The sequence below is a fragment of the Streptomyces gilvosporeus genome (assembly GCF_002082195.1).
Lineage (GTDB): Bacteria > Actinomycetota > Actinomycetes > Streptomycetales > Streptomycetaceae > Streptomyces > Streptomyces gilvosporeus.
This window is the reverse complement of the sequence record NZ_CP020569.1, coordinates 2266488-2286980: the sequence shown is the minus strand read 5'-3', so window position 1 is coordinate 2286980 and position 20493 is coordinate 2266488. Positions and strand designations below refer to the sequence as shown.

Below are 20493 nucleotides of genomic sequence, written 5' to 3'. Positions count from 1 at the left end.
CCTTTGGCGCACCAGCATCGCGGGCGAGCCGAGGCGACGCGAGCCAAGCCAAGCCAGTCCACCGGAAGCACGGGAAGAGATGTCCGCACCCAATAAGTCGTACGACCCTGTCGAGGTCGAAGCCCTGAAACCGGAAGAGATCGCCGCCCGGCTGGACGAGGCGCTGGCCGCCATCGCCGCCGCGGACTCTCTGGAGGCACTGCGTGAGGTGAAGGCCGCGCACGCCGGCGACCGCTCGCCGCTCGCCCTGGCCAACCGCGAGATCGGCGCCCTGCCCCCGCACGCCAAGGCGGACGCCGGCAAGCGCGTCGGCCAGGCCCGCGGCCGCGTCAACCAGGCCCTCAAGGTCCGCCAGGAGGAGCTGGAGGCGGAGCGTGACGCCCGCGTGCTGGTCGAGGAGGCGGTGGACGTCACGCTGCCCTACGACCGCGTCCCGGCCGGCGCCCGGCACCCGCTGACCACCTTCATGGAGCGGGTCGCCGACGTCTTCGTCGCGATGGGCTACGAGGTCGCCGAGGGCCCCGAGGTCGAGGCCGAGTGGTTCAACTTCGACGCCCTGAACTTCCTGCCGGACCACCCGGCGCGCCAGATGCAGGACACCTTCTTCGTCCAGGGCAACGGCACCCAGGGCGACGAGTCCGGTGTCGTGCTGCGCACCCACACCTCGCCGGTGCAGGCCCGCACGCTGGTCGACCGCGAGCCGCCGGTCTACGTCGTCTGCCCGGGGCGGGTCTACCGCACCGACGAGCTGGACGCCACGCACTCCCCGGTCTTCCACCAGATCGAGCTGCTCGCCGTGGACGAGGGCCTGACCATGGCCGACCTCAAGGGCACCCTCGACCACATGGTCCGGGCGCTGTTCGGTCCGGACATGAAGACCCGGCTGCGGCCGAACTACTTCCCGTTCACCGAGCCGTCCGCCGAGATGGACATGGTCTGCTACGTCTGCCGTGGCGAGTCCGTGGGCAACCCCGACCGGCCCTGCCGCACCTGCTCCAGCGAGGGCTGGATCGAGCTCGGCGGCTGCGGCATGGTCAACCCCAAGGTGCTCATCGCCTGTGGCGTGGACCCGGAGAAGTACAGCGGATTCGCGTTCGGGTTCGGCATCGACCGGATGCTGATGTTCCGGCACAACGTGGAAGACATGCGTGACATGTTCGAAGGCGACGTCCGGTTCACCCGGCCGTTCGGGATGGAGATCTGATGCGGGTCCCGCTTTCTTGGCTGCGGGAGTACGTCGACCTGCCGGCCACGGCAACCGGTCGTGACGTACAGGAAAAGCTCATCACGGTGGGCCTGGAGGTCGAGACCGTCGAGCGCCTCGGCGAGGGCCTCAAGGGCCCGCTCGTCGTCGGCCAGGTGCTGACCATCGAGGAGCTGGAGGGCTTCAAGAAGCCGATCCGCTTCTGCACCGTCGACGTCGGCGACGCCAACGGCACCGGCGAGCCCCAGGAAATCGTCTGCGGCGCACGGAACTTCGCGGTCGGCGACAAGGTCGTCGTCGTGCTCCCCGGCGCCGTCCTGCCCGGCGACTTCAAGATCTCCGCGCGCAAGACCTACGGCAAGAAGTCGCACGGCATGATCTGCTCCGGCGAGGAGCTGGGCATGGGCGACGACGGCACGCATGGCATCATCGTGCTGCCGCCCGAGTACGAGGTCGGCACCGACGCCATCGCGCTGCTGGAGCTCGTCGACGAGGTGCTGGACATCGCCGTCACCCCGGACCGCGGCTACTGCCTGTCGATGCGCGGTGTGGCCCGCGAGACCGCCACCGCCTACGGGCTGCCGTTGCGCGACCCGGCGCTGCTGGACGTCCCGCCGCCCAACGCCGGCGGCTACCCCGTCAAGGTCGCCGACCCGATCGGCTGCGACCGCTTCACCGCCCGTACGGTCACCGGTCTGAACGTCGAGGCCCGCTCCCCGATCTGGCTCCAGCGCCGCCTCCAGAAGGCGGGCATGCGCCCGATCTCGCTCGCCGTCGACATCACCAACTACGTGATGCTGGAGCTCGGCCAGCCGCTGCACGCCTACGACCGCGCCACCGTCGACGGCCCCATCGGCGTCCGCCGCGCCACGCCCGGCGAGAAGCTGACCACTCTGGACGGCACCAAGCGGGTGCTGGACGCCGAGGACCTGGTCATCACCGACAACCGCGGCCCCATCGGCCTCGCGGGTGTCATGGGCGGCGCCAACACCGAGATCGCCGGTGCGGTGGCCGACCCGGAGACCGGTGAGCTGCGCGGCACCACCGACATCGTGGTGGAGGCCGCGCACTTCGACGCGATCGCCATCGCCCGTACGGCCCGCCGGCACAAGCTCTCCTCGGAGGCCGCCAAGCGCTTCGAGCGCGGGGTCGACCCCGAGGCCGCCTCCGCCGCGGCGCAGCGCACCGTCGATCTGCTGGTGCTGCTCGGCGGCGGCACCGCCGAGGACGGCGTCACCGAGATCGTCTCGCCGCGCGGACCGCGCACGATCTCCGTCGCCGCCGACCACCCCGACAAGGTCGCCGGTGTGGAATACGGCCGGGAGACCGTCGTGCGCCGCCTCCAGCAGGTCGGCTGCGACGTCTACGGACAGGACGAGCTGGTCGTCACCGTGCCGTCCTGGCGGCCGGACCTCTCCGACCCCAACGATCTGGCCGAAGAGGTCATCCGGCTGGAGGGCTACGAGAACCTCCCCTCCACCCTGCCGAAGCCGCCGGCCGGCCGCGGGCTGACCGAGCGTCAGCGGCTGCACCGCCGGGTCGGCCGCGCGCTGGCCGGTGCGGGCTACGTCGAGGCGCTGAACTACCCGTTCACCGGCCCGCAGATCCTCGACCAGCTGGGCATCGAGCAGGACGACCCGCGCCGGGTCGCCGTCACGCTCGTCAACCCGCTGAGCGACGAGGAGCCGGATCTGCGCACGACCCTGCTCCCGGGGCTGCTGGGCGCGCTGCGCCGCAACCACGGCCGGGGCACGCACGATCTCGCGCTGTTCGAGACCGGCCCGGTCTTCCGGCCGACCGGCGACGAGAAGCCGGCCGCCCGGCTGGTGGTCGAGCGCCGGCCCAGCGACGACGACATCGCGTCGCTGGACGCCTCCCTCCCGGACCAGCCGCGGCGCGCCGCCGTGGTCCTGGCCGGCGGCCGCGAGCAGGCCGGTTGGTGGGACGGGGGCCGCCCGGCGATCTGGGCGGACGCCATCGAGGCGGGCCGTATCGTCGCCCGTGAGGCGGGCGTCGAGCTGATCGTGCGTCAGGACCAGCACGCGCCGTTCCACCCGGGCCGCTGCGCGGCGCTGCTCGTCCTCGTCGACGGCGAGGAAGTCCTCGTCGGCAACGCCGGTGAGCTGCACCCGCGGGTCATCAAGACCCTGGCCCTGCCCGAGCGCACCTGCGCGATGGAGATCGACCTGGACCGCATCGAGCGGGCCGCCGCAGGACCGCGGCGCGCCCCGCGGATCTCGGCCTTCCCGGTCGCGACACAGGACGTGGCATTGGTCGTCGACGGCGCCGTCCCGGCGGCCGAGGTCGAGACCGCGCTGCGCGCCGGCGCCGGCGCGCTCCTCGAATCGCTGCGGCTGTTCGACGTCTTCACCGGCGAGCAGCTCGGCGAGGGCAAGAAGTCCCTGGCCTACGCGCTGCGCTTCCGCGCCGAGGACCGCACGCTGACCGCCGAGGAAGCCTCGGCGGCCCGCGACGCCGCGGTCGCGGCGGCGGTGGAGCGCACGGGGGCCGTGCTGCGCGGCTAGCAGAACTGCCCTGAGATCCGGGGGTCGTGCGCATACCGCGCACGGCCCCCGGAGCCGTTTCCGGGCCCGTACGCCCTCACCCGTTCGGGTGGGATACCGGACAGGCCCGCCGCACCGGCCCCGGACGCCGCAAGAATCGAGGCGGTCGAGCTAGGGGGACCATCGCCATGATCCGGGCCTGGGCGAGGGGCGGCGCATCCGCGGGTGCGGCGCGGGTCCGGCGGGCCCTCGTCCTGGTCCTGCCCGGTGCCTGGGTCCTCGGCGTGGTGCTCTGGGAGCTGTGCCGGCCGAGCAGCGGTCAGCTGCTCCAGCTGCTGGCCGCCGCGCCCGCCATCGCCTGCGCCGGCACCGGCCGCCGCCAGTGCGTTCTGCTCGGCGGGGTGTGCGCGCTGCTCGCGATGCTGCCGTTCGGCGTGGTGGAGCCCGCGGACCCGCTCGGCAACCGGGCCGCGACCTGCGGGGCGATCCTCGCGGTGGTCGGCGCCAGCTATCTGACGGCGGGGCGCCGTCGGCGGCTGCTGCGCGAGCTGGCGCGCAGCCGGGAGGTGGCCACCGCCACGCAGCGGGTGCTGCTGCGGCCGCTGCCGTCCCGTGTCGAGGGGCTGACGCTGGCCGCCGACCATCTCTCCGCGAGCGAGGGCGCCGTCGTCGGCGGGGATCTGTACGAGGTGGCGGCGACCCGGTACGGCGTACGGGCGGTGATCGGGGACGTCCGCGGGCACGGCCTGGCGGCCCTCGGCTCCGTCGCGGCGCTGCTCGGCAGCTTCCGCGAGGTGGTGCACGACGAGCCTGAACTGGCCGGTGTGCTGCGCAAGTTGGAGCGGGCGCACGGCCGGCAGCTGTGCGAACGGGCGGGCGGCGGGCAGGCGGCAGACGGGGCCGCGGAGGAGTTCGTGACGCTGCTGTTGGTGGAGGTGGCCCGGGACGGCGCGGTGACGGCGCTGAACTGCGGGCACCCGTGGCCGTACCGGATCGGCGGCGGGGCGCCGCGGCCGGGCCCGGAGGTCGCCCCGCTGGCGTCCGTGGAGCCGCTGCCGCCACTGGGGCTCTTCCCGCTGCCCGACGCGCTGCCCACCGTCGGCTGCGGCCGACTGGCGCCCGGCGAGGCGCTGTTCCTGCACACCGACGGCGCGGCCGACGCACGCAACGGCGCGGGCGAGTTCTTCCCCCTGGAGCACGAGCTGAGCGTGGCCGTGGGAGCGGCGGACGGCGCGCCCTCGCGGGTGGTCGCCGGCGTGCGGGAGGCGCTGCTGCGGCACTGCGGCGGGCGGCTGACCGACGACGTGGCGCTGGTGGTGCTGCGCAACGACCCGCCGCGGGTACCGGCGCAGCCGCCCGCGGGTACGCCGACTCCCGTTGCCGTCACACCCCCTATGAAGCGCGGTTCACTGCGCTGAGGGCGCCGCTGACCCCCACGGGACGTTGCGCCTCGGTGGGGGAGGTGGGGGAGGCGATGCACCGGGCCGAGAGGGGCATGTGAGGCAGCTCACGCCCGGGGACTGCATAGCGGGACATGGGTCAGTGCCTTTCTAGGGGCGTAGGGGAGTGATCGAGGCGAGGGATGGCATTGATGGGGCAGGTGCGGGCCGATGCGTTCGACCGGTTCGTCGCGGCTCGTTGGTCGGCACTGCTTCACCTGGCGCATCTGCTCACCGGTGGAGATCGGCATCGGGCCGAGGATCTGCTGCAGGAGGCGCTGGTCAAGCTGTGGTTTGCGTGGCCGAGGGTGGCCGAGCAGGCGCCGGAGGCGTATGTGCGCCGGGTGTTGGCACGTGCGGCGGCTCGCTCGGCGCGACGTCGCTGGTGGGGCGAGCGTCCGGTGGAACGGTTGCCGGAGCTTCCCGCGTCCGGCGATGTGGCCGCGGCCGTGGAGGAACGGACGCGGTTGGAGGCCGCGCTGGCATTGCTGCCGGTGCGGCAGCGCGCCGCGGTGGTGCTGCGCTACTACCAGGACCTGTCCGAGGTGCAGGTTGCCGAGGCGCTGGGGTGTCCGGTGGGCACCGCACGGTCCCTTACGTCACGGGGCGTGACGCGGTTGCGGCAGCTCCTGGGTGACGCCATCGAGCCGGTGAAGTGAAAGGAGACATCATGGAAGACTTCGAACACGAACTCGCGCGGATGATGCGCGATACCCAGGCAGACACCCCCTTTGAGGACCAGCACCGGCAGCGGCTGCAAGCCGGGGTCCGCGCCCGTCGGCGTGCTCGGACGGTCTGGATGGCCACCGGCTCGGCGCTGACGATCGCCGGGCTCGGCGTCGGGCTGGAAGTCCTGCCGAGCGCTTCCGCTCAAGGCGGGCCCACCATTCCTCATCACCAACCCACCTCCACGACCGCGCCGGTCCCCCTCCCGTCCCGCACCTGCACGACCGTGCCGGTCCCCTTTCCGAGCCACACCTCAACGACCGTGCCGGTCCCGATCCCCACCCGCATCTGCGCGACCACGCCGGTCCCGATCCCGACGCAGACCGCAACGACCAAGTAGCGCCGCCAGGTTCGGGCTATGTCGCAGGAGCGGATGCCCACGCCGGCGGCAGCACCTGTCTGACGGAACACGATCACCAGAGTCTCCACATCAGCGACAAGAGGCGCTGTCACGCTGCCTGTTGGCCCCATCACGACCGCGCAGAGTCGTGTTCTTCACAGGCAGCCGGCCACTGAGACGGTCCCGCTGGAGCAGGCGCCACAACCAAGAGATCGCCATGCGGTTCCGCCGTCGAAGACGTGCCCAGCGCCGCGAGCTCCATGACGTCACGTAAGTCCTGGCTGCACTCAGAAACCTACAACTCGACCCTGACTCTTACCCGTGCGCCCTGTGGCACCGATTACTTCAGGCGCCGAATGACCGTACCCCGGAGAGCCGCCATTAACGGGTGCTCCGACCATCGGGACGGAGGTAACTCGGCGGATGAGGGCAGTCGTCGGCAATCAGTGCACATGCCCTCCCGTCAATTTGCGAGAATAAGGACGACTTGGAAAAGTGCTTACCGTTTTCGTCAGAGTTTTCACAGCGCCCGATCTTCGCAAAAAGATACTCTTCACGCTGGGGATCTTGCTTCTCTATCGGTTGGGGCAGAACGTCCCGGTCCCCGGCGTGGATTACCGAAGCGTCACGCAGTGCATCAAGGAGGGTGTCGGCAACGACGGCCTCCTCGGCCTGATCGACACGTTCAGCGGTGGTGCGCTATTGCAGCTCACCATCTTCGCCCTGGGGATCACGCCGTACATCACGGCGAGCATCATCCTTCAACTGCTGACGGTGATCATTCCGCGCCTGGAGGCGCTGAAGAAGGAGGGCCAGGCGGGCACTGCGAAGATCACCCAGTACACCCGGTACCTGACGCTGGGCCTGGCGGTGCTCCAGGGCGCCGCCTTGGTGGCCAAAGCCCAAAGCGGTGGACTCTTTTCCACCTGTCGGGTCCGCACCCAGATCGTCCCGGACACCTCGTTCTTCCGGACCGCCGTCATGGTCATCACCCTGACCGCCGGCACCGCCGTGGTGATGTGGCTCGGAGAACTCATCACCGACCGCGGCATCGGCAACGGCATGTCTCTCTTGATGTTCACCTCTCTCGCCGCCGGTTTCCCGGCCAACCTGTGGGGGATCAAGAAGTCGGGCAAAATCCTGAGCGGCTGGGGCGAGTTCGCCATGGTGATCACGGTCGGCCTCTGCATGGTGGGCCTCGTGGTCTTCGTCGAGCAGGCGCAGCGCCGGATCCCGGTCCAGTACACGAAACGAATGATCGGCCGCCGTTCCTACGGCGGCACTTCGACCTACATCCCGCTGAAGGTGAACCAGGCGGGTGTGGTACCCGTCATCTTCGCCTCGTCACTGCTCTCCATCCCCGGTTTGATCGATCTCGGCGGCAACTCGACGTCGGGATGGGCCCGGTGGATCGCCACCAATATCGCCAGGGGTGACCAACCGATCCATCTGACGCTTTACTTCCTGCTGATCGTGTTCTTCGCGTTCTTCTACGTCGCCATCTCCTTCACCCCCAAGGAAGTTGCCGACAACATGAAGACGCATGGCGGGTTCATCCCCGGTATCCGGGCAGGCCGACCCACGGCCGACTACCTGGGTTACGTGCTCAACCGGATCACCTGGCCGGGAGCGCTCTACCTGGGGCAGATCGCCCTGGTGCCCACAGCGGCACTGGTGCTGTTCAACGGCAGCAATTTCCCGTTCGGCGGCACGAGCATTCTCATCATCGTGAGCGTCGGACTGGAGACCGTGAAGCAGATCGAGAGCCAGCTCCAGCAGCGCAATTACGAAGGGTTCCTGCGCTGACGCGCATCCGGGTACCGGTCGGCCCAAGGTGTGCTCGCTCCCCGGGATTCTGGGCATTCCGGAGGACGGGGTACTCATCGGCTCCGCCGGCGTCCGGGCGCGGCACGGCTGTTGGCGTTGCTTCAGGTGAACTCACCTTGAAGCAACGCCAGTTGGCGGCATCCGCCTGCCCCCTCAGTACGGCTAGAGCCCCGACTAGTACGGGTAGAACCCCGACCCGGACTTGCGGCCGAGCCGTCCCGCATCCACCATCCGCGCCAGCAGCGGGGGAGCGGCGTACAGAGGCTCCTTGTACTCCTCGTACATCGAGGCGGCGACCGAGGCCACGGTGTCCAGGCCGATCAGGTCCGAGAGCTTGAGCGGGCCCATCGGGTGGGCGCAGCCCATTTCCATGCCGTTGTCGATGTCCTCGCGGCTGGCGATGCCCGACTCGAACATCCGGATCGCGGAGAGGAGATACGGGATCAGCAGGGCGTTGACGACGAAGCCGGAGCGGTCCTGGGCGCGGATGGCGTGCTTGCCCAGGACGTTGTGGACCAGCGCCTCGGCGCGCTTGATGGTCTCGTCGCCGGTGGTCAGGGCGGGGATCAGCTCCACGAGCTTCTGCACCGGGGCGGGGTTGAAGAAGTGGATGCCGATGACCTGGTCGGGGCGGGAGGTGGCGACCGCCAGCTTGACCAGGGGAATGGAGGAGGTGTTGGACGCCAAGATGGCGTCCTGGCGGGTGACGACCTGGTCGAGGACCTGGAAGATCTCCGTTTTGACCTGCTCGTTCTCCACCACGGCCTCGATGACCAGATCGCGGTCGGCGAACTCCCCGAGGTCGGTGGTGAAATTCAGCCGGCCGAGCGTGGCATCGCGTTCCGCGGGCGTGATCTTGCCGCGTTCGGCGGCCTTTTCGAGCGAGTTGGTCAGGCGGGTGCGGCCCAGTTCCAGGGCTTCGCCGGTGGTCTCGGCGACCATCACATCCAGCCCGGCGCGGGCGCACACCTCGGCGATGCCGGCGCCCATCTGGCCGCAGCCGACCACGCCGACGCGTGCGATATCGGTGAAAGTGTCGCTCACCTCGTGCCTTTCGCTGATCTTCGGGACCCTGCGGTACGCCGTAAGGGTCCGACGCCCGCTTCGGCCCCGACGTTACTCCGCGCGGCGGCGTGCCACGGGCGCCGGGGCGGGCATCCTGAGCCCTCAGGATGGGACAAAGGGAGCAATCCCCTGTCTTTTCATGAGAGGGATCATGAGACGGATCACACAACGGGTCACACAACGGATCACCCGGCGGGGATTCGCGGCGGGCGCGCTCGGTGCGGCGTCGTCCCTGCTCGTCCCGGGTGGCGGGGCCCTCGCGGCACAGGCGGCGGGTCCGCCGGCCCGGGCGCGGCGGACCGGGGTGCGGGGCATGTGGCTGGCCACCGTCGCCAACCTCGACTGGCCCACCCGGCCGGGCCTTGCCCCCGCCCAGCAGCGGCGCCAGCTGCTCGACCTCTTCGACGCGGCCGTCGAACGCCGGCTGAACACGGTGTTCTTCCAGGTCCGGTCGGCCGCCGACGCCCTGTGGCCCTCACGGTTCGAGCCGTGGGCGCAGTCCCTGACGGGTGAACAGGGCAAGAACCCGGGCTGGGACCCGCTGGGCTTCGCGGTGAGTGAGGCGCACCGGCGCGATCTGGAGCTGCACGCCTGGTTCAACCCGTACCGGATCTCCAATCACGCCGAGGCCGCCCGGCTGGCGCCCGGCCATCCCGCCCGCCGGCATCCGGACTGGGTGATCCCCTACGGCGGCAGGCTCTACTACAACCCCGGCCTGCCCGAAGTCCGCGGGTTCGTGCAGGAGGCGATGCTGGACGCGGTGCGCGGCTACCCCGTCGACGGGGTGCACTTCGACGACTACTTCTATCCGTATCCCGTGGCCGGGCAGCGCCTCGACGACGATGCGGCCTTCAAGAAGCACGGCGCCGGGTTCCGGGACCGGGCGAGCTGGCGGCGGGACAACGTCGACCGGATGGTGCGGGAGATGAAGCAGAAGGTCGCGGCGATCGGGCGGCCGGTGCGGTTCGGCGTCAGCCCGTCGGCGATCTGGCGCAACAAGTCCACCGACTCCTCGGGCTCGGACACCCACGGGCTCCAGGCGTACGACGCCCTGTACGCCGACACCCGCCGCTGGGTGCGCGAGGGGTGGATCGACTACATCGTGCCGCAGATGTACTGGAACATCGGCTTCCCGGCGGCCGACTACGCCAAGCTCGTGCCCTGGTGGGCGCAGACCGTCACCGGCACCGGCGTGGACCTCTACCTCGGCGAGGCCCTCTACCGGGCGGGCGATCCGGAGCAGGCCACGCCCTGGCAGGACCCGGCCGAACTCTCCCGGCACCTGACGCTCGCCCGCCGCTACCAGCAGGTCGGCGGGCATGTCTACTTCTCGGCGCGGGACGTGGTGCACGACCGGGCCGGTGCGCTGGCCCGGATCGTACGGGACCACTACGGCGGCGCGGTGCGGCCGTAGTGGCCGGTGGCCGCTGGCGGGCCCCGGTGGTCGCCGGAGTGCGTCAGCGGTCGCTGATGTCGGTGGCCTTGAGGTGACGGACGACGCTGTCGGGCCCGGGGGACATGATCGTTTCATGCCCGTCCTCGGCGCGGACGCGGTAGGGCGGTTCGCCGTTCGTGCCCAGTACCTCGACGATTTCCACGGCGTGATCGTGCTGCCCGACGATTCTGCCGTGCACGACCAGCCGGTCGCCCCTGCTTGCGTGCATCAGAGGTCCTCCCGCTTCGGGCGGCCGCGGACCGGGGCGGCCGGCGGTGCACTCCGGCCGGATGGTGGCGCGACCAAGGGTTTACCTGCTTGACGGGCCGGATGACGGTCCGGACGGCGCTACGTGCCATCGCGGCAAGTTTACGTCCGCGGGCCGCTCGCGCACCCGGCAGCGGACCCGCGGCTGCGCTGCGTCAGCCGCGGGTCCGCTGGGTGACCGCGATGCACACCAGCACCGCCACGGCCGCGACGGGCGCCTCCGGCGGCAGGTGCTCGCCCAGCAGCAGCACCGACCACACCAGGGTCAGCAGCGGCTGCGCGAGCTGGAGCTGGCTGGCCTTGGACACGCCGATGGCCGCCATCCCGCGGTACCAGACCACCAGCCCCAGGAACTGCGAGCCGAACGCCAGCCACAGCAGACCGCACACCGCGTGCACGGTCAGCCGCAGCGGTTCGCTCGCCAGCGCCACCGCCGCCCCCACGGACGTCAGCGGCAGGGCCAGCACCAGCGCCCAGCCGATCACCTGCCAGCCCGGCAGATGGCGGGCCAGCCGGGCGCCCTCGGTGTATCCGGCCGCGCACACCAGCAGCGCCGCGAACAGGAACAGATCGCCCTTGCCGGGCGCCCCGCCGCTCTGCTGCACCGCGAAGCCGATGACGACGACGGCGCCGGCCAGCGAGGCGATCCAGAAGGTGCGCGAGGGCCGCGCCCCGGTCCGTACGGCGGAGAAGGCGGCGGTGGTCAGCGGCAGCAGGCCGACCACCACGGCCGCATGCGAGGTGGTGGAGGTCTGGAGCGCCAGCGTCGTCAGCAGCGGGAAGCCGAGGACCACACCGCCCGCCACGACGGCGATACCCGCCCAGTGGCGTCGCTCGGGCACCCGCACCCGCAGGACGAGCAGACACCCGCCGGCGAGGACGGCCGCGAGCACGCTGCGCAGCATCACCACCGTCCACGGGCCCATGCCCTCCAGGGCCCAGGCCGTGCCGGGGAAGGTGAGGGAGAAGGCGGCGACACCGAGCGCGGCGAGCAGGGCACCGCGAGCCGGGGCGGTCGAGGCGACCGGGTGGGACGGGGGGATGTCGGCGGCGGCCGCTCCGGGGGCGGTGCCGGCGGTGGGCGGTGCGGTGGCGGCCGATACGGTGCCGCTGCCCTCGACCGCTGCCCCTACCGCTATCCGTTCCGTGGCGATAGCGCTATCGTTGTGTCTCATGCATGAGCGTAGCAGTGTCGCTGACCTGGCCGCGAGTCTTCGCGACGAGCTGAACCGCTACTCACCCGGAGAGAAACTCCCGTCGAGCCGCGCCCTGATCGAGCGGCACCGCGTGAGCCCGGTGACCGTCTCCCGGGCGCTGGCCGAGCTCGTCGCCGAGGGCCTGGTCGTCACCCGCCCCGGCGCCGGCGCCTTCCGCGCCGCACCGCGCCCCGAGGCCCCGCGCCCCGTCGACACCTCCTGGCAGGAGATCGCCCTGAGCGCCGAACCGGGCGGCGACCAGGTGCCCCGCAGCGTCGACGCCACCGGCGTGCTGGCCACGCTCGCCGCCCCCGCCCCCGGCGTCATCGAACTCCACAGCGGCTATCTCCACCCCGACCTCCAGCCCGAACGCGCCCTCGCCGGAGCGCTCGCCCGCGCCGGACGGCGGCCCGGCGCCTGGAACCGCCCCCCGGTCGAGGGCGTCACCGAGCTACGGGCCTGGTTCGCCCGGGAGATCGGCGGCCCCGGCGGCGCGCTCGCCACCAGCGACGTCCTGGTCACCGCCGGCGGCCAGAGCGCGCTGACCTGCGCCCTGCGCGCGGTCGCCGCGCCCGGCGCGCCCGTCCTGGTCGAATCCCCGACCTACCCCGGCATGCTGGCCGCCGCCCGCGCCTCCGGCCTGCGCCCGGTCCCGGTACCGGTGGATGCGGACGGTGTGCGCACCGATCTCCTCGCCGACGCCTTCCGGGCCAGCGGGGCGCGGCTGTTCGTGTGCCAGCCGCTGTTCCAGAACCCGACGGGCACGGTGCTGGCGGCCGAGCGGCGGCGCGAGGTGCTGCGGGTGGCCCGCGCGGCCGGGGCGTTCGTGGTGGAGGACGACTTCGCCCGGCGCCTGGTCCACGACGGCGCGCCCGCCCTTCCGCCGACCCTGATGGCGGACGATCACGACGGCACCGTCGTCCATGTCTGCTCGCTGACCAAGGTCACCTCGCCCAACCTGCGGGTGGGCGCCCTGGCGGCCCGCGGCCCGGTCCTCGACCGGCTGCGCGCCGTCCAGGTCGTCGACAGCTTCTTCGTCCCCGGGCCGCTCCAGGAGGCCGCCGTCGAACTGGTCGGCTCGCCCGCCTGGACCCGCCATCTGCGGCTGATCGCCGGCGAACTGGCGGCCCGCCGCGACACCCTGCTCGCCGCCCTGCACCGTCATCTGCCCGCCCTCGCCGGCAACGCCCTGTTCGTCCCGCCCGGCGGCTACCACCTGTGGCTGCGCCTCCCGGACGGCACCGACGAGATCGCGCTGACCGGAGCGGCCCTGCGGGCCGGCGTCGCCGTCGCCGGCGGCCGCCCCTACTTCGCCGCCGAACCGCCCGCCCCGCACCTCCGGCTGGGCTTCGCGTCCGCGTCCGGCGCCGCCGAACTCACCGAAGGGGCACGGCGGTTGCGCCGGGCCTGCGACGAGCTGGGCATCGCGGTGGAGTGAGCCGGGCGGGGCCACCGGTGAGGGGTTGCCGGTTCGACGCGTACCGGGGCGGCCGGTCCCGCGCCCCGCCCGCCGGTTCGACGCCGCCCCCGCCCGTCTGCCAACCTCCCGGCATGACCGCTCCTCCGCTCGAAGCCCCCGACGGCTACGAGATCTCCACCGACCCGGCCCGCCTGGACGCCGACCTTGTCCACCACTGGCTGTCCACCGACGCCTACTGGTCCGCGGGCCTGCCCCGGGCGCAGTACGAGCGGGCCGTCGCCGGGTCGCTCAACTTCGGTCTGTACGAGACCGGTTCGGGGCGACAAGCGGCGTATGCCCGGGTGGTGACCGATCGCGCCACCTTCGCCTGGCTCTGTGATGTCTACGTCGCCCGCGACGACCGCGGCAAGGGCCTGGGCACCGCCCTGGTGGAGGCCATAGCCGACCATCTGGCGTCCTGCGGGCTGCCCCGGATCACACTCGCCACCAAGGACGCGCACGGGGTGTACGAGAAGATCGGCTTCCGGCCGCTGGCCGCCCCGGAGCAGTGGATGACGATGGGGCTGATGGACCCCGGACCCCTCGGCATCTGATCAAAAGGGTCGACCGGAGCGGCGATGCCCCTACCATCGGCGAATGCACGTTCGTCTCAAACTGCTCGCCGCCGCCCGCAGCTCCACGCTGCTCGAGAACCGGTTCGACGACGACCGCCCGCTCGACGCCGCCGGCTGGCACGAGGCCGAGCGCGCCGCACCCGTCCTGTGCCGGCTCGCCGCCGCGGAGCTGCGCTACTGCTCGCCGTCGGCGCGCTGCCGGGAGACCGGGGAGGTCCTCGGCCTCACCCCGCTCGCCCAGCCGGCCCTGCGCGACTGCGATATGGGCCGCTGGCGCGGCCGCACCCTGGCCGAGGTCACCGCGGCCGAACCGCGCGCCGTCGACGCCTGGCTCGCCGACCCCCGCTCCGCCCCGCACGGCGGCGAGTCGCTGCTGGCCTTCATCACCCGCATCGGCACCTGGCTCGACACCCGGCCCCCGGGGGACGGCGCCGGCCTGGTGGCCGTCGCCGAGCCCAACGTCGTCCGCGCCGCCCTGGCCTATGCGCTCCAGGCGCCCCCGCACACGTACTGGCGGCTCGACGTCCAGCCCCTCTCGGTGACGACCCTGCGGGGGCGCGCGGGCAACTGGAGCCTCGCACTGGAGGCGTGAACCCGGCGCCGGTACGGCCGGTGGCGAGGCGGACCCCGGCCCGGGGCCGCGCTCATCGGTGCCCGGCCACGATTCCCGTCCATGACGCCGGCCGCAGCGCATCGCCCCTGGTCAGCCAGGCGTTCGCGGCCTCCACCCGGCCGCCGACGCGCAGTTTGGCGTAGGCGTGCTCCAGGTGTTTGTCGACGGTGCGGGGGCTGATGTCCAGCCGGCGGGCGATCTGCTGGTTGGTCAGGCCGTGCGCGAGCAGGGCGAGGACGGCGGACTCGCGGCGGGTGACGTCGTAGCGCTGTGGCGGCGGCGGGGCGAGGCGGCGCAGGACATGGGCGAGGCGGGTGCGCAGCAGGGCGGCGGTGAGGACGTCGTCGTCGGTGAAGTCGGAGCCGCTGCGGTTGATCGCCAGGCAGATGCTGCGGGGTGTGCCGTCCGCGTAGCCGCCGGCGAAGGACATCGCGAGCTGCCGCTCGGCGCCGAGGGGCCGGTAGACCTCGTGGTACGCGGCCAGCGCGTGGTAGGCGCGGTCGCTCTGGAGGGTCGAGCGGCGCAGCGGGGTTCCGGTGGCCGCCGAGGTGTGGGCGACCAGCGGGTCGGCCGCTGCGTCGCGGTCGAAGGCGGCCAGGGCGTCCGGCGTCAGCAGATCCGCGGGCAGGGTGCGGGGGCGGTGCGTGGGGTCGGGGTTGGGCGCCCAGACGATGCTGTCGCCCGGTACGGCGCCGAGCAGCAGCGGGAGCAGGGCCGGAACAAGGTTCTCCTCGTCGACGGCATCGATCAGGAGGTCCACGACGTCGAAGATGCGTCGCAGACCGGCCTCCGCGGCCGCGCTCATGCATCCAGCGTGGGCAGCGGCGCGGGGTCGCGTCAAGATGCCGTTCGGCCCACCGGCGGGGCGGCTTCACCGCCGTGGAAACGGACGCGGGGGCCGTGCGCGGGGCCGTTGGCGGGGGCCGTCCGTGAAGGTTGCCGCCCGGCCGGCCGGGGGAAGACCGGCCGGGGGCGTCGGCCGCGCATGGCGGCCGACGGCGTGAACGCGGTTGGCCGGACCGCTCCACTTCACTCCACCAGCCGGAACGGCTCCCGCGCCATACGGGATTCCCCGTATGCGAGGGCCCGGCAGGTGTGCTGACATTCCCGATATTCCGGGCCGACACTGGAGGGGAGGAGGTGCGCCATGCGGAAGATGGTCGACTGCCGGGATCACCCCAGCGAGATGCACTGCACCCTCGTGATCGCCGGTGAGGAGGAGGAAGTGGTCCGCGCCGCCACCGAGCACGCCGTGTCCGTCCACGGCCACACGGACAGCCCCGAGCTGCGCGCCCAGATCCGCTCCGCCCTCAAGGACGAGGCGGTGCAGCACGCCTGACCGCCGTGGGGTGCGCAGGGGTCCGGCACCGACGGGGTGCGCGAGGGGTTCCGGCGCCGCGGACGGTGGGTCGGCCGCGGCGCCGGGCACGCGCCCGAAGAGCGATTGCATAAAACTGCCGCTGTCCGTATAGTCATGCCATCGAGGAGGAGGGTCCATGACGGTACGAGCAGCAGTGGCCGGAGCGAGCGGATACGCGGGAGGTGAGGTCCTGCGTCTGCTTCTGGCGCACCCCGAGGTCGAGATCGGCGCGGTGACCGGGCACTCCAGCGCGGGCCGACGCCTGGGTACCTTGCAGCCGCATCTGCACCCGCTGGCCGACCGGGAGCTCGTGGCCACCTCGGCCGAGGCGCTGGCGGGCCATGACGTCGTGTTCCTCGCGCTGCCGCACGGCCAGTCCGCCGCGGTCGCCGAGCAGCTCGGGCCCGATGTGCTCGTCGTCGACTGCGGCGCCGACTTCCGGCTGAAGGACGCCGCCGACTGGGAGACCTTCTACGGTTCGCCCCACGCGGGCACCTGGCCGTACGGCCTGCCGGAGCTGCCCGGAGCCCGCGCCGCGCTCCAGGGGGCCAAGCGCATCGCGGTCCCGGGCTGCTACCCGACCGCCGTCTCGCTTGCCCTCTTCCCCGCCTACCAGGCCGCCCTCGCCGAGCCCGAGGCCGTCATCGTCGCGGCCTCCGGCACCTCCGGCGCGGGCAAGGCGCCCAAACCGCATCTGCTGGGCTCCGAGGTCATGGGCTCGATGAGCCCGTACGGCGTCGGCGGCGGCCACCGGCACACCCCCGAGATGATCCAGAACCTGAGCGCCGCGGCCGGCGAGCGGGTCGGCGTGTCCTTCACCCCGACCCTCGCGCCGATGCCCCGCGGCATCCTCGCCACCTGCACGGCCAAGGCCCGGCCCGGGGTGGACGCCGCCGCCGTACGGGCCGCGTACGAAAAGGCGCTGGCCGACGAGCCGTTCGTCCGGCTGCTGCCGGAGGGGCAGTGGCCCTCGACCGGCGCCGTGTACGGCTCCAACGCCGCCCACCTCCAGGTCACGCTGGATGCGACGGCCGGACGGATCATCGCGATCAGCGCCATCGACAACCTCACCAAGGGGACCGCGGGTGGCGCCGTCCAGTCCATGAACATCGCCCTCGGTCTCGACGAGACCACCGGACTTTCGACGATCGGAGTCGCGCCGTGAGTGTGACGGCAGCCAAGGGATTCACGGCGGCGGGCATCGCCGCCGGCATCAAAGAGAACGGCAACCCCGACCTCGCCCTCGTGGTGAACAACGGGCCGCGCCTGGCCGCCGCCGGAGTCTTCACCTCCAACCGCGTCAAGGCCGCACCGGTCGTCTGGTCCGAGCAGGTCCTCAAGGGCGGCCGGGTCTCCGCCGTCATCCTCAACTCCGGTGGCGCCAACGCCTGTACGGGTCCGCTGGGCTTCCAGGACACCCACGCCACCGCGGAGAAGGTCGCCGAGGTGCTGGCCGGCCACAGCGCGGGCGAGGTGGCCGTCGCCTCCACCGGGCTGATCGGCCTCCGGCTCCCGATGGACAAGCTGCTGCCCGGAGTCGAGCAGGCGGCGGCCGAACTGACCGACCACGGCGGCGAAAAGGCCGCCATCGCCATCAAGACCACCGACAGCGTGCACAAGACCGCACAGGTCACGACCGAGGGCTGGACGGTCGGCGGGATGGCCAAGGGCGCCGGCATGCTCGCCCCGGGTCTGGCCACCATGCTCGTGGTGCTCACCACCGACGCCGACGTACCGGCCGACGCCCTGGACACCGCGCTGCGCGCCGCGACCCGCACCACCTTCGACCGGGTCGACTCCGACGGCTGTATGTCCACCAACGACACCGTTCTGCTGCTGGCCTCCGGCGCCTCGGGCATCGTCCCCGACCAGGACGCCTTCGCCGAGGCCGTGCGCACCGTCTGCGCCGACCTCGCCCGCCAGCTCATCGGCGACGCCGAGGGCGCCAGCAAGGACATCCGCATCGAGGTGATCAACGCCGCGAGCGAGGACGACGCCGTCGAGGTCGGCCGGTCCATCGCCCGTAACAACCTCCTCAAATGCGCCATCCACGGCGAGGACCCCAACTGGGGCCGGGTGCTCTCCGCGATCGGCACCACCTCCGCCGTCTTCGAGCCCGACCAGCTCAATGTCGCCATCAACGACGTCTGGGTGTGCAAGAACGGCTCGGTGGGGGAGGACCGCGACCTGGTCGACATGCGCTACCGGGAGGTCCGCATCACCGCCGACCTGGCCGCGGGCACCCAGTCCGCGGTCATCTGGGCCAACGACCTCACCGCCGACTACGTCCACGAGAACAGCGCGTACTCCTCATGACCACGACCCGTAAGCACACCGCGCTCCCCAAGGCCCGCACCCTCATCGAGGCGCTGCCCTGGCTGACCCGGCATCACGGCAAGACCGTCGTCATCAAATTCGGCGGCAACGCCATGATCGACGAGGAGCTCAAACGCGCCTTCGCCCAGGACGTCGTCTTCTTGCGGCACGCCGGGCTGCGCCCCGTCGTCGTGCACGGCGGCGGCCCGCAGATCAGCGCGCAGCTGGATCTGCTGGGTCTGGAATCGGAGTTCAAGGGCGGCCTGCGGGTCACCACGCCCGAGGCGATGAACGTCGTACGGATGGTGCTGGCCGGCCAGGTCCAGCGTGAGCTGGTCGGGCTGCTCAACGAGCACGGCCCGCTCGCCGTCGGCATGACCGGCGAGGACGCCCAGCTGATGACCGCGACCAAGCACTTCGCCGAGGTCGACGGCGAGCGGGTGGACATCGGCCGGGTCGGTGAGATCACCGCCATCGACCCGGGCGCGGTCGAGGCGCTGCTGGACGACGGCCGGATCCCGGTCATCTCCTCCATCGCCCGCAGCAGCGACGACGGCGACGACTTCGGCGTCTTCAACGTCAACGCCGACACCGCCGCGGCCGCCCTGGCCGCCGCCCTCGGCGCCGAGACCCTGATGGTCCTCACCGACGTCGAGGGCCTCTACGAGGACTGGCCGCACAGCGACGAGGTGATCTCCCGCCTGACGGCCGCCGAACTGGAAAAGCTGCTGCCCGACCTGGCCAGCGGCATGGTCCCCAAGATGCAGGGCTGTCTGCACGCCGTACGCAACGGCGTGCACACCGCCCGGGTCATCGACGGGCGGGTCCAGCACTCGATCCTGCTGGAGATCTTCACCGACGAAGGAATCGGCACGATGGTCGTGCCGGACGCGGACACCGACACCGAGACGACCGAGGGGACGGCATGAACGGGGCGGCACACGGCGGGGGACCGGCGGACAACGCGGGACTGACCCGGCGCTGGCAGGGCGCGATGATGCACAACTTCGGCACCCCGCGGCTGCCGCTGGTCCGCGGCGAGGGCGCCGTGGTGTGGGACGCCGACGGCAACTCCTACCTCGACTTCCTCGGCGGTATCGCGGTCAACTCCCTGGGCCACGCGCACCCCGCGATCGTCCGGGCGGTCTCCGACCAGGTCGCCACCCTCGGCCATGTCTCCAACTTCTTCGTCGCCGAGCCCACCGTGGCCCTGGCCGAGCGGCTGCTGGCGCTGGCCGGCGGCCGCCCCGGCCGGGTCTACTTCTCCAACTCCGGCGCCGAGGCCAACGAAGCCGCCTTCAAGATCGGCCGGCTCACCGGACGCACCCATATGGTCTCCACGGCCGGTGGCTTCCACGGCCGCACCATGGGTGCCCTGGCCCTGACCGGCCAGCCCGCCAAGCAGGCCCCGTTCGTCCCGCTCCCCGGCGACGTCGACTACGTCCCGTACGGGGACGCCGAAGCCCTCCGCGCCGCCGTCACCACCGACACCGCCCTGGTCATCCTGGAGCCGGTCCAGGGCGAGAACGGCGTGGTCGTCCCGCCGCCCGGCTACCTCCGGGCCGCCCGCGAGATCACCGCGGCCACCGGCACCCTCCTCGTCCTCGACGAGATCCAGACCGGCATCGGCCGCACCGGCCACTGGCTGGAGTCCCAGGCCCAGGGCGTCGAGGCCGATGTCGTCACGCTCGCCAAGGGGCTGGGCGGCGGCCTCCCGATCGGCGCGACGCTGGCCTTCGGCCCGGCCGCCGACCTGCTGAGCCCCGGCTCGCACGGGTCCACCTTCAGCGGCAACCCGGTCGTCTGCGCCGCCGCCCTCGCCGTCCTGGACACCATCGACAAGGACGGCATCCTCGACAACGTCAAGCGCGTCGGCGAGCGCCTGCGCAGCGGAATCGACGCACTGGGGCACCCATTGGTCGGTCAGGTCCGCGGTGCGGGCCTGCTCCTGGGTATCGTCTTGACCGAGCCCCTCGCGCCCCAGGTGCAGCAGGCGGCTCAGGACGCGGGCCTCCTGGTGAACGCGGTCGCGCCGGACGTCATCCGGCTCGCCCCGCCCCTGATCGTCTCCGACGAGCAGGCGGACACGTTCCTCCGGAAGCTCCCCGCCGTCCTTGGCACGGCCCGCCAAGGGGCCGACGGGGAACAACGATCCGGAGACTGACAC

19 protein-coding genes are annotated in these 20493 nt (G+C 72.1%); 15 read left to right on the top strand and 4 right to left on the bottom strand.

Features of this window, described 5'->3' with window-relative positions; genetic code table 11:
- Positions 1 to 79: 79 nt before the first annotated feature.
- The 6 genes from pheS (at position 80) to secY (ending at position 8019) form a co-directional block, all read left to right on the top strand.
- Entirely contained in the window at positions 80 to 1204 is a 1125-nt protein-coding gene (pheS, locus tag B1H19_RS09955) for a phenylalanine--tRNA ligase subunit alpha (RefSeq protein WP_083104256.1), read from the top strand.
- Complete coding sequence (gene pheT / locus B1H19_RS09950) at positions 1204 to 3729, top strand: phenylalanine--tRNA ligase subunit beta (protein WP_083104255.1); 2526 nt, start codon at positions 1204 to 1206, stop codon at positions 3727 to 3729. The genes pheS and pheT overlap by 1 nt, the downstream gene beginning before the upstream one ends.
- A 167-nt stretch (positions 3730 to 3896) precedes the next feature.
- A complete protein-coding gene (locus tag B1H19_RS09945) occupies positions 3897 to 5126 on the top strand; it encodes a PP2C family protein-serine/threonine phosphatase (RefSeq protein WP_083104254.1) in 1230 nt (409 codons plus the stop codon).
- 173 nt (positions 5127 to 5299) lie between these two features.
- The gene (locus tag B1H19_RS09940) at positions 5300 to 5806 is read left to right on the top strand and encodes a SigE family RNA polymerase sigma factor (RefSeq protein WP_083109519.1); all 507 of its coding nucleotides are present in this window, start codon (positions 5300 to 5302) and stop codon (positions 5804 to 5806) included.
- 11 nt (positions 5807 to 5817) lie between these two features.
- Positions 5818 to 6213: a cellulase gene (locus tag B1H19_RS38620; RefSeq protein WP_159028040.1), complete on the top strand. Its 396-nt coding sequence runs from the start codon at positions 5818 to 5820 to the stop codon at positions 6211 to 6213.
- 495 nt (positions 6214 to 6708) lie between these two features.
- Positions 6709 to 8019, top strand: coding sequence for a preprotein translocase subunit SecY (secY, locus tag B1H19_RS09930; RefSeq protein WP_083104252.1), 1311 nt, complete (start codon positions 6709 to 6711; stop codon positions 8017 to 8019).
- A 195-nt stretch (positions 8020 to 8214) separates the two neighbouring features.
- On the opposite strand, the gene B1H19_RS09925 is transcribed toward secY, so the two are convergent.
- Positions 8215 to 9084, bottom strand: a complete 870-nt coding sequence (locus B1H19_RS09925) for a 3-hydroxybutyryl-CoA dehydrogenase (RefSeq protein WP_083104251.1) — start codon at positions 9082 to 9084, stop codon at positions 8215 to 8217.
- Positions 9085 to 9256: 172 nt separating this feature from the next.
- On the opposite strand from B1H19_RS09925, the gene B1H19_RS09920 reads away from it, so the two are divergent.
- Positions 9257 to 10519 carry a glycoside hydrolase family 10-like protein gene (locus tag B1H19_RS09920; RefSeq protein WP_083104250.1) on the top strand — a complete coding sequence of 421 codons (1263 nt, stop codon included), beginning with the start codon at positions 9257 to 9259 and terminating at the stop codon, positions 10517 to 10519.
- Between the two features lie 43 nt (positions 10520 to 10562).
- Here the strand turns inward: B1H19_RS09920 and B1H19_RS09915 are convergent, their stop codons facing one another.
- Positions 10563 to 10769 (bottom strand): DUF1918 domain-containing protein, encoded by a 207-nt coding sequence (locus B1H19_RS09915; protein ID WP_083104249.1) that lies wholly within the window; start codon positions 10767 to 10769, stop codon positions 10563 to 10565.
- Between the two features lie 193 nt (positions 10770 to 10962).
- Entirely contained in the window at positions 10963 to 11982 is a 1020-nt protein-coding gene (locus B1H19_RS09910; RefSeq protein WP_083104248.1) for a DMT family transporter, read from the bottom strand.
- On the opposite strand from B1H19_RS09910, the gene B1H19_RS09905 reads away from it, so the two are divergent.
- The 3 genes from B1H19_RS09905 to B1H19_RS09895 all read left to right on the top strand — a co-directional run bounded on the left by B1H19_RS09905 (position 11981) and on the right by B1H19_RS09895 (position 14629).
- The gene (locus B1H19_RS09905) at positions 11981 to 13441 is read left to right on the top strand and encodes an aminotransferase-like domain-containing protein (protein ID WP_083104247.1); all 1461 of its coding nucleotides are present in this window, start codon (positions 11981 to 11983) and stop codon (positions 13439 to 13441) included. The two genes, B1H19_RS09910 and B1H19_RS09905, sit on opposite strands and share 2 nt — an antisense overlap.
- Positions 13442 to 13554: 113 nt before the next feature.
- Positions 13555 to 14016 (top strand): GNAT family N-acetyltransferase, encoded by a 462-nt coding sequence (locus tag B1H19_RS09900; RefSeq protein WP_083104246.1) that lies wholly within the window; start codon positions 13555 to 13557, stop codon positions 14014 to 14016.
- A 43-nt stretch (positions 14017 to 14059) separates the two neighbouring features.
- A complete protein-coding gene (locus B1H19_RS09895) occupies positions 14060 to 14629 on the top strand; it encodes a histidine phosphatase family protein (RefSeq protein WP_083104245.1) in 570 nt (189 codons plus the stop codon).
- Positions 14630 to 14681: 52 nt separating this feature from the next.
- Here the strand turns inward: B1H19_RS09895 and B1H19_RS09890 are convergent, their stop codons facing one another.
- A complete protein-coding gene (locus tag B1H19_RS09890; protein ID WP_083104244.1) occupies positions 14682 to 15455 on the bottom strand; it encodes a helix-turn-helix transcriptional regulator in 774 nt (257 codons plus the stop codon).
- A gap of 342 nt (positions 15456 to 15797) precedes the next feature.
- Here B1H19_RS09890 and B1H19_RS09885 point away from each other — a divergent pair, with 342 nt between their 5' ends.
- The 5 genes from B1H19_RS09885 (at position 15798) to B1H19_RS09865 (ending at position 20490) form a co-directional block, all read left to right on the top strand.
- On the top strand, positions 15798 to 15989 hold the full coding sequence (locus B1H19_RS09885; RefSeq protein ID WP_083104243.1) for a DUF1059 domain-containing protein: 192 nt from the start codon (positions 15798 to 15800) through the stop codon (positions 15987 to 15989).
- Between the two features lie 157 nt (positions 15990 to 16146).
- Positions 16147 to 17175, top strand: a complete 1029-nt coding sequence (gene argC, locus B1H19_RS09880; RefSeq protein ID WP_083104242.1) for an N-acetyl-gamma-glutamyl-phosphate reductase — start codon at positions 16147 to 16149, stop codon at positions 17173 to 17175.
- On the top strand, positions 17172 to 18326 hold the full coding sequence (gene argJ / locus B1H19_RS09875; RefSeq protein WP_083104241.1) for a bifunctional glutamate N-acetyltransferase/amino-acid acetyltransferase ArgJ: 1155 nt from the start codon (positions 17172 to 17174) through the stop codon (positions 18324 to 18326). The genes argC and argJ overlap by 4 nt, the downstream gene beginning before the upstream one ends.
- A complete protein-coding gene (gene argB, locus B1H19_RS09870) occupies positions 18323 to 19255 on the top strand; it encodes an acetylglutamate kinase (RefSeq protein WP_083104240.1) in 933 nt (310 codons plus the stop codon). Before argJ ends, argB begins: the two co-directional genes overlap by 4 nt.
- Positions 19252 to 20490: an acetylornithine transaminase gene (locus B1H19_RS09865; protein WP_083104239.1), complete on the top strand. Its 1239-nt coding sequence runs from the start codon at positions 19252 to 19254 to the stop codon at positions 20488 to 20490. Before argB ends, B1H19_RS09865 begins: the two co-directional genes overlap by 4 nt.
- The last annotated feature ends 3 nt before the right edge of the window (positions 20491 to 20493 follow it).

Excerpts from the sequence above, each read along its gene's own strand:
- pheT (WP_083104255.1), top strand. The coding sequence starts at position 1,204 with ATGCGGGTCCCGCTTTCTTGGCTGCGGGAGTACGTCGACCTGCCGGCC.
- B1H19_RS09920 (WP_083104250.1), top strand. The coding sequence starts at position 9,257 with ATGAGACGGATCACACAACGGGTCACACAACGGATCACCCGGCGGGGA.
- B1H19_RS09890 (WP_083104244.1), bottom strand. The coding sequence starts at position 15,455 with ATGAGCGCGGCCGCGGAGGCCGGTCTGCGACGCATCTTCGACGTCGTG.
- B1H19_RS09895 (WP_083104245.1), top strand. The coding sequence starts at position 14,060 with ATGCACGTTCGTCTCAAACTGCTCGCCGCCGCCCGCAGCTCCACGCTG.
- B1H19_RS09915 (WP_083104249.1), bottom strand. The coding sequence starts at position 10,769 with ATGCACGCAAGCAGGGGCGACCGGCTGGTCGTGCACGGCAGAATCGTC.
- argC (WP_083104242.1), top strand. The coding sequence starts at position 16,147 with ATGACGGTACGAGCAGCAGTGGCCGGAGCGAGCGGATACGCGGGAGGT.
- B1H19_RS09885 (WP_083104243.1), top strand. The coding sequence starts at position 15,798 with ATGCGGAAGATGGTCGACTGCCGGGATCACCCCAGCGAGATGCACTGC.
- B1H19_RS09900 (WP_083104246.1), top strand. The coding sequence starts at position 13,555 with ATGACCGCTCCTCCGCTCGAAGCCCCCGACGGCTACGAGATCTCCACC.
- pheS (WP_083104256.1), top strand. The coding sequence starts at position 80 with ATGTCCGCACCCAATAAGTCGTACGACCCTGTCGAGGTCGAAGCCCTG.
- argB (WP_083104240.1), top strand. The coding sequence starts at position 18,323 with ATGACCACGACCCGTAAGCACACCGCGCTCCCCAAGGCCCGCACCCTC.
- B1H19_RS09865 (WP_083104239.1), top strand. The coding sequence starts at position 19,252 with ATGAACGGGGCGGCACACGGCGGGGGACCGGCGGACAACGCGGGACTG.
- B1H19_RS09910 (WP_083104248.1), bottom strand. The coding sequence starts at position 11,982 with ATGAGACACAACGATAGCGCTATCGCCACGGAACGGATAGCGGTAGGG.
- B1H19_RS38620 (WP_159028040.1), top strand. The coding sequence starts at position 5,818 with ATGGAAGACTTCGAACACGAACTCGCGCGGATGATGCGCGATACCCAG.
- B1H19_RS09945 (WP_083104254.1), top strand. The coding sequence starts at position 3,897 with ATGATCCGGGCCTGGGCGAGGGGCGGCGCATCCGCGGGTGCGGCGCGG.
- B1H19_RS09940 (WP_083109519.1), top strand. The coding sequence starts at position 5,300 with ATGGGGCAGGTGCGGGCCGATGCGTTCGACCGGTTCGTCGCGGCTCGT.
- B1H19_RS09905 (WP_083104247.1), top strand. The coding sequence starts at position 11,981 with ATGCATGAGCGTAGCAGTGTCGCTGACCTGGCCGCGAGTCTTCGCGAC.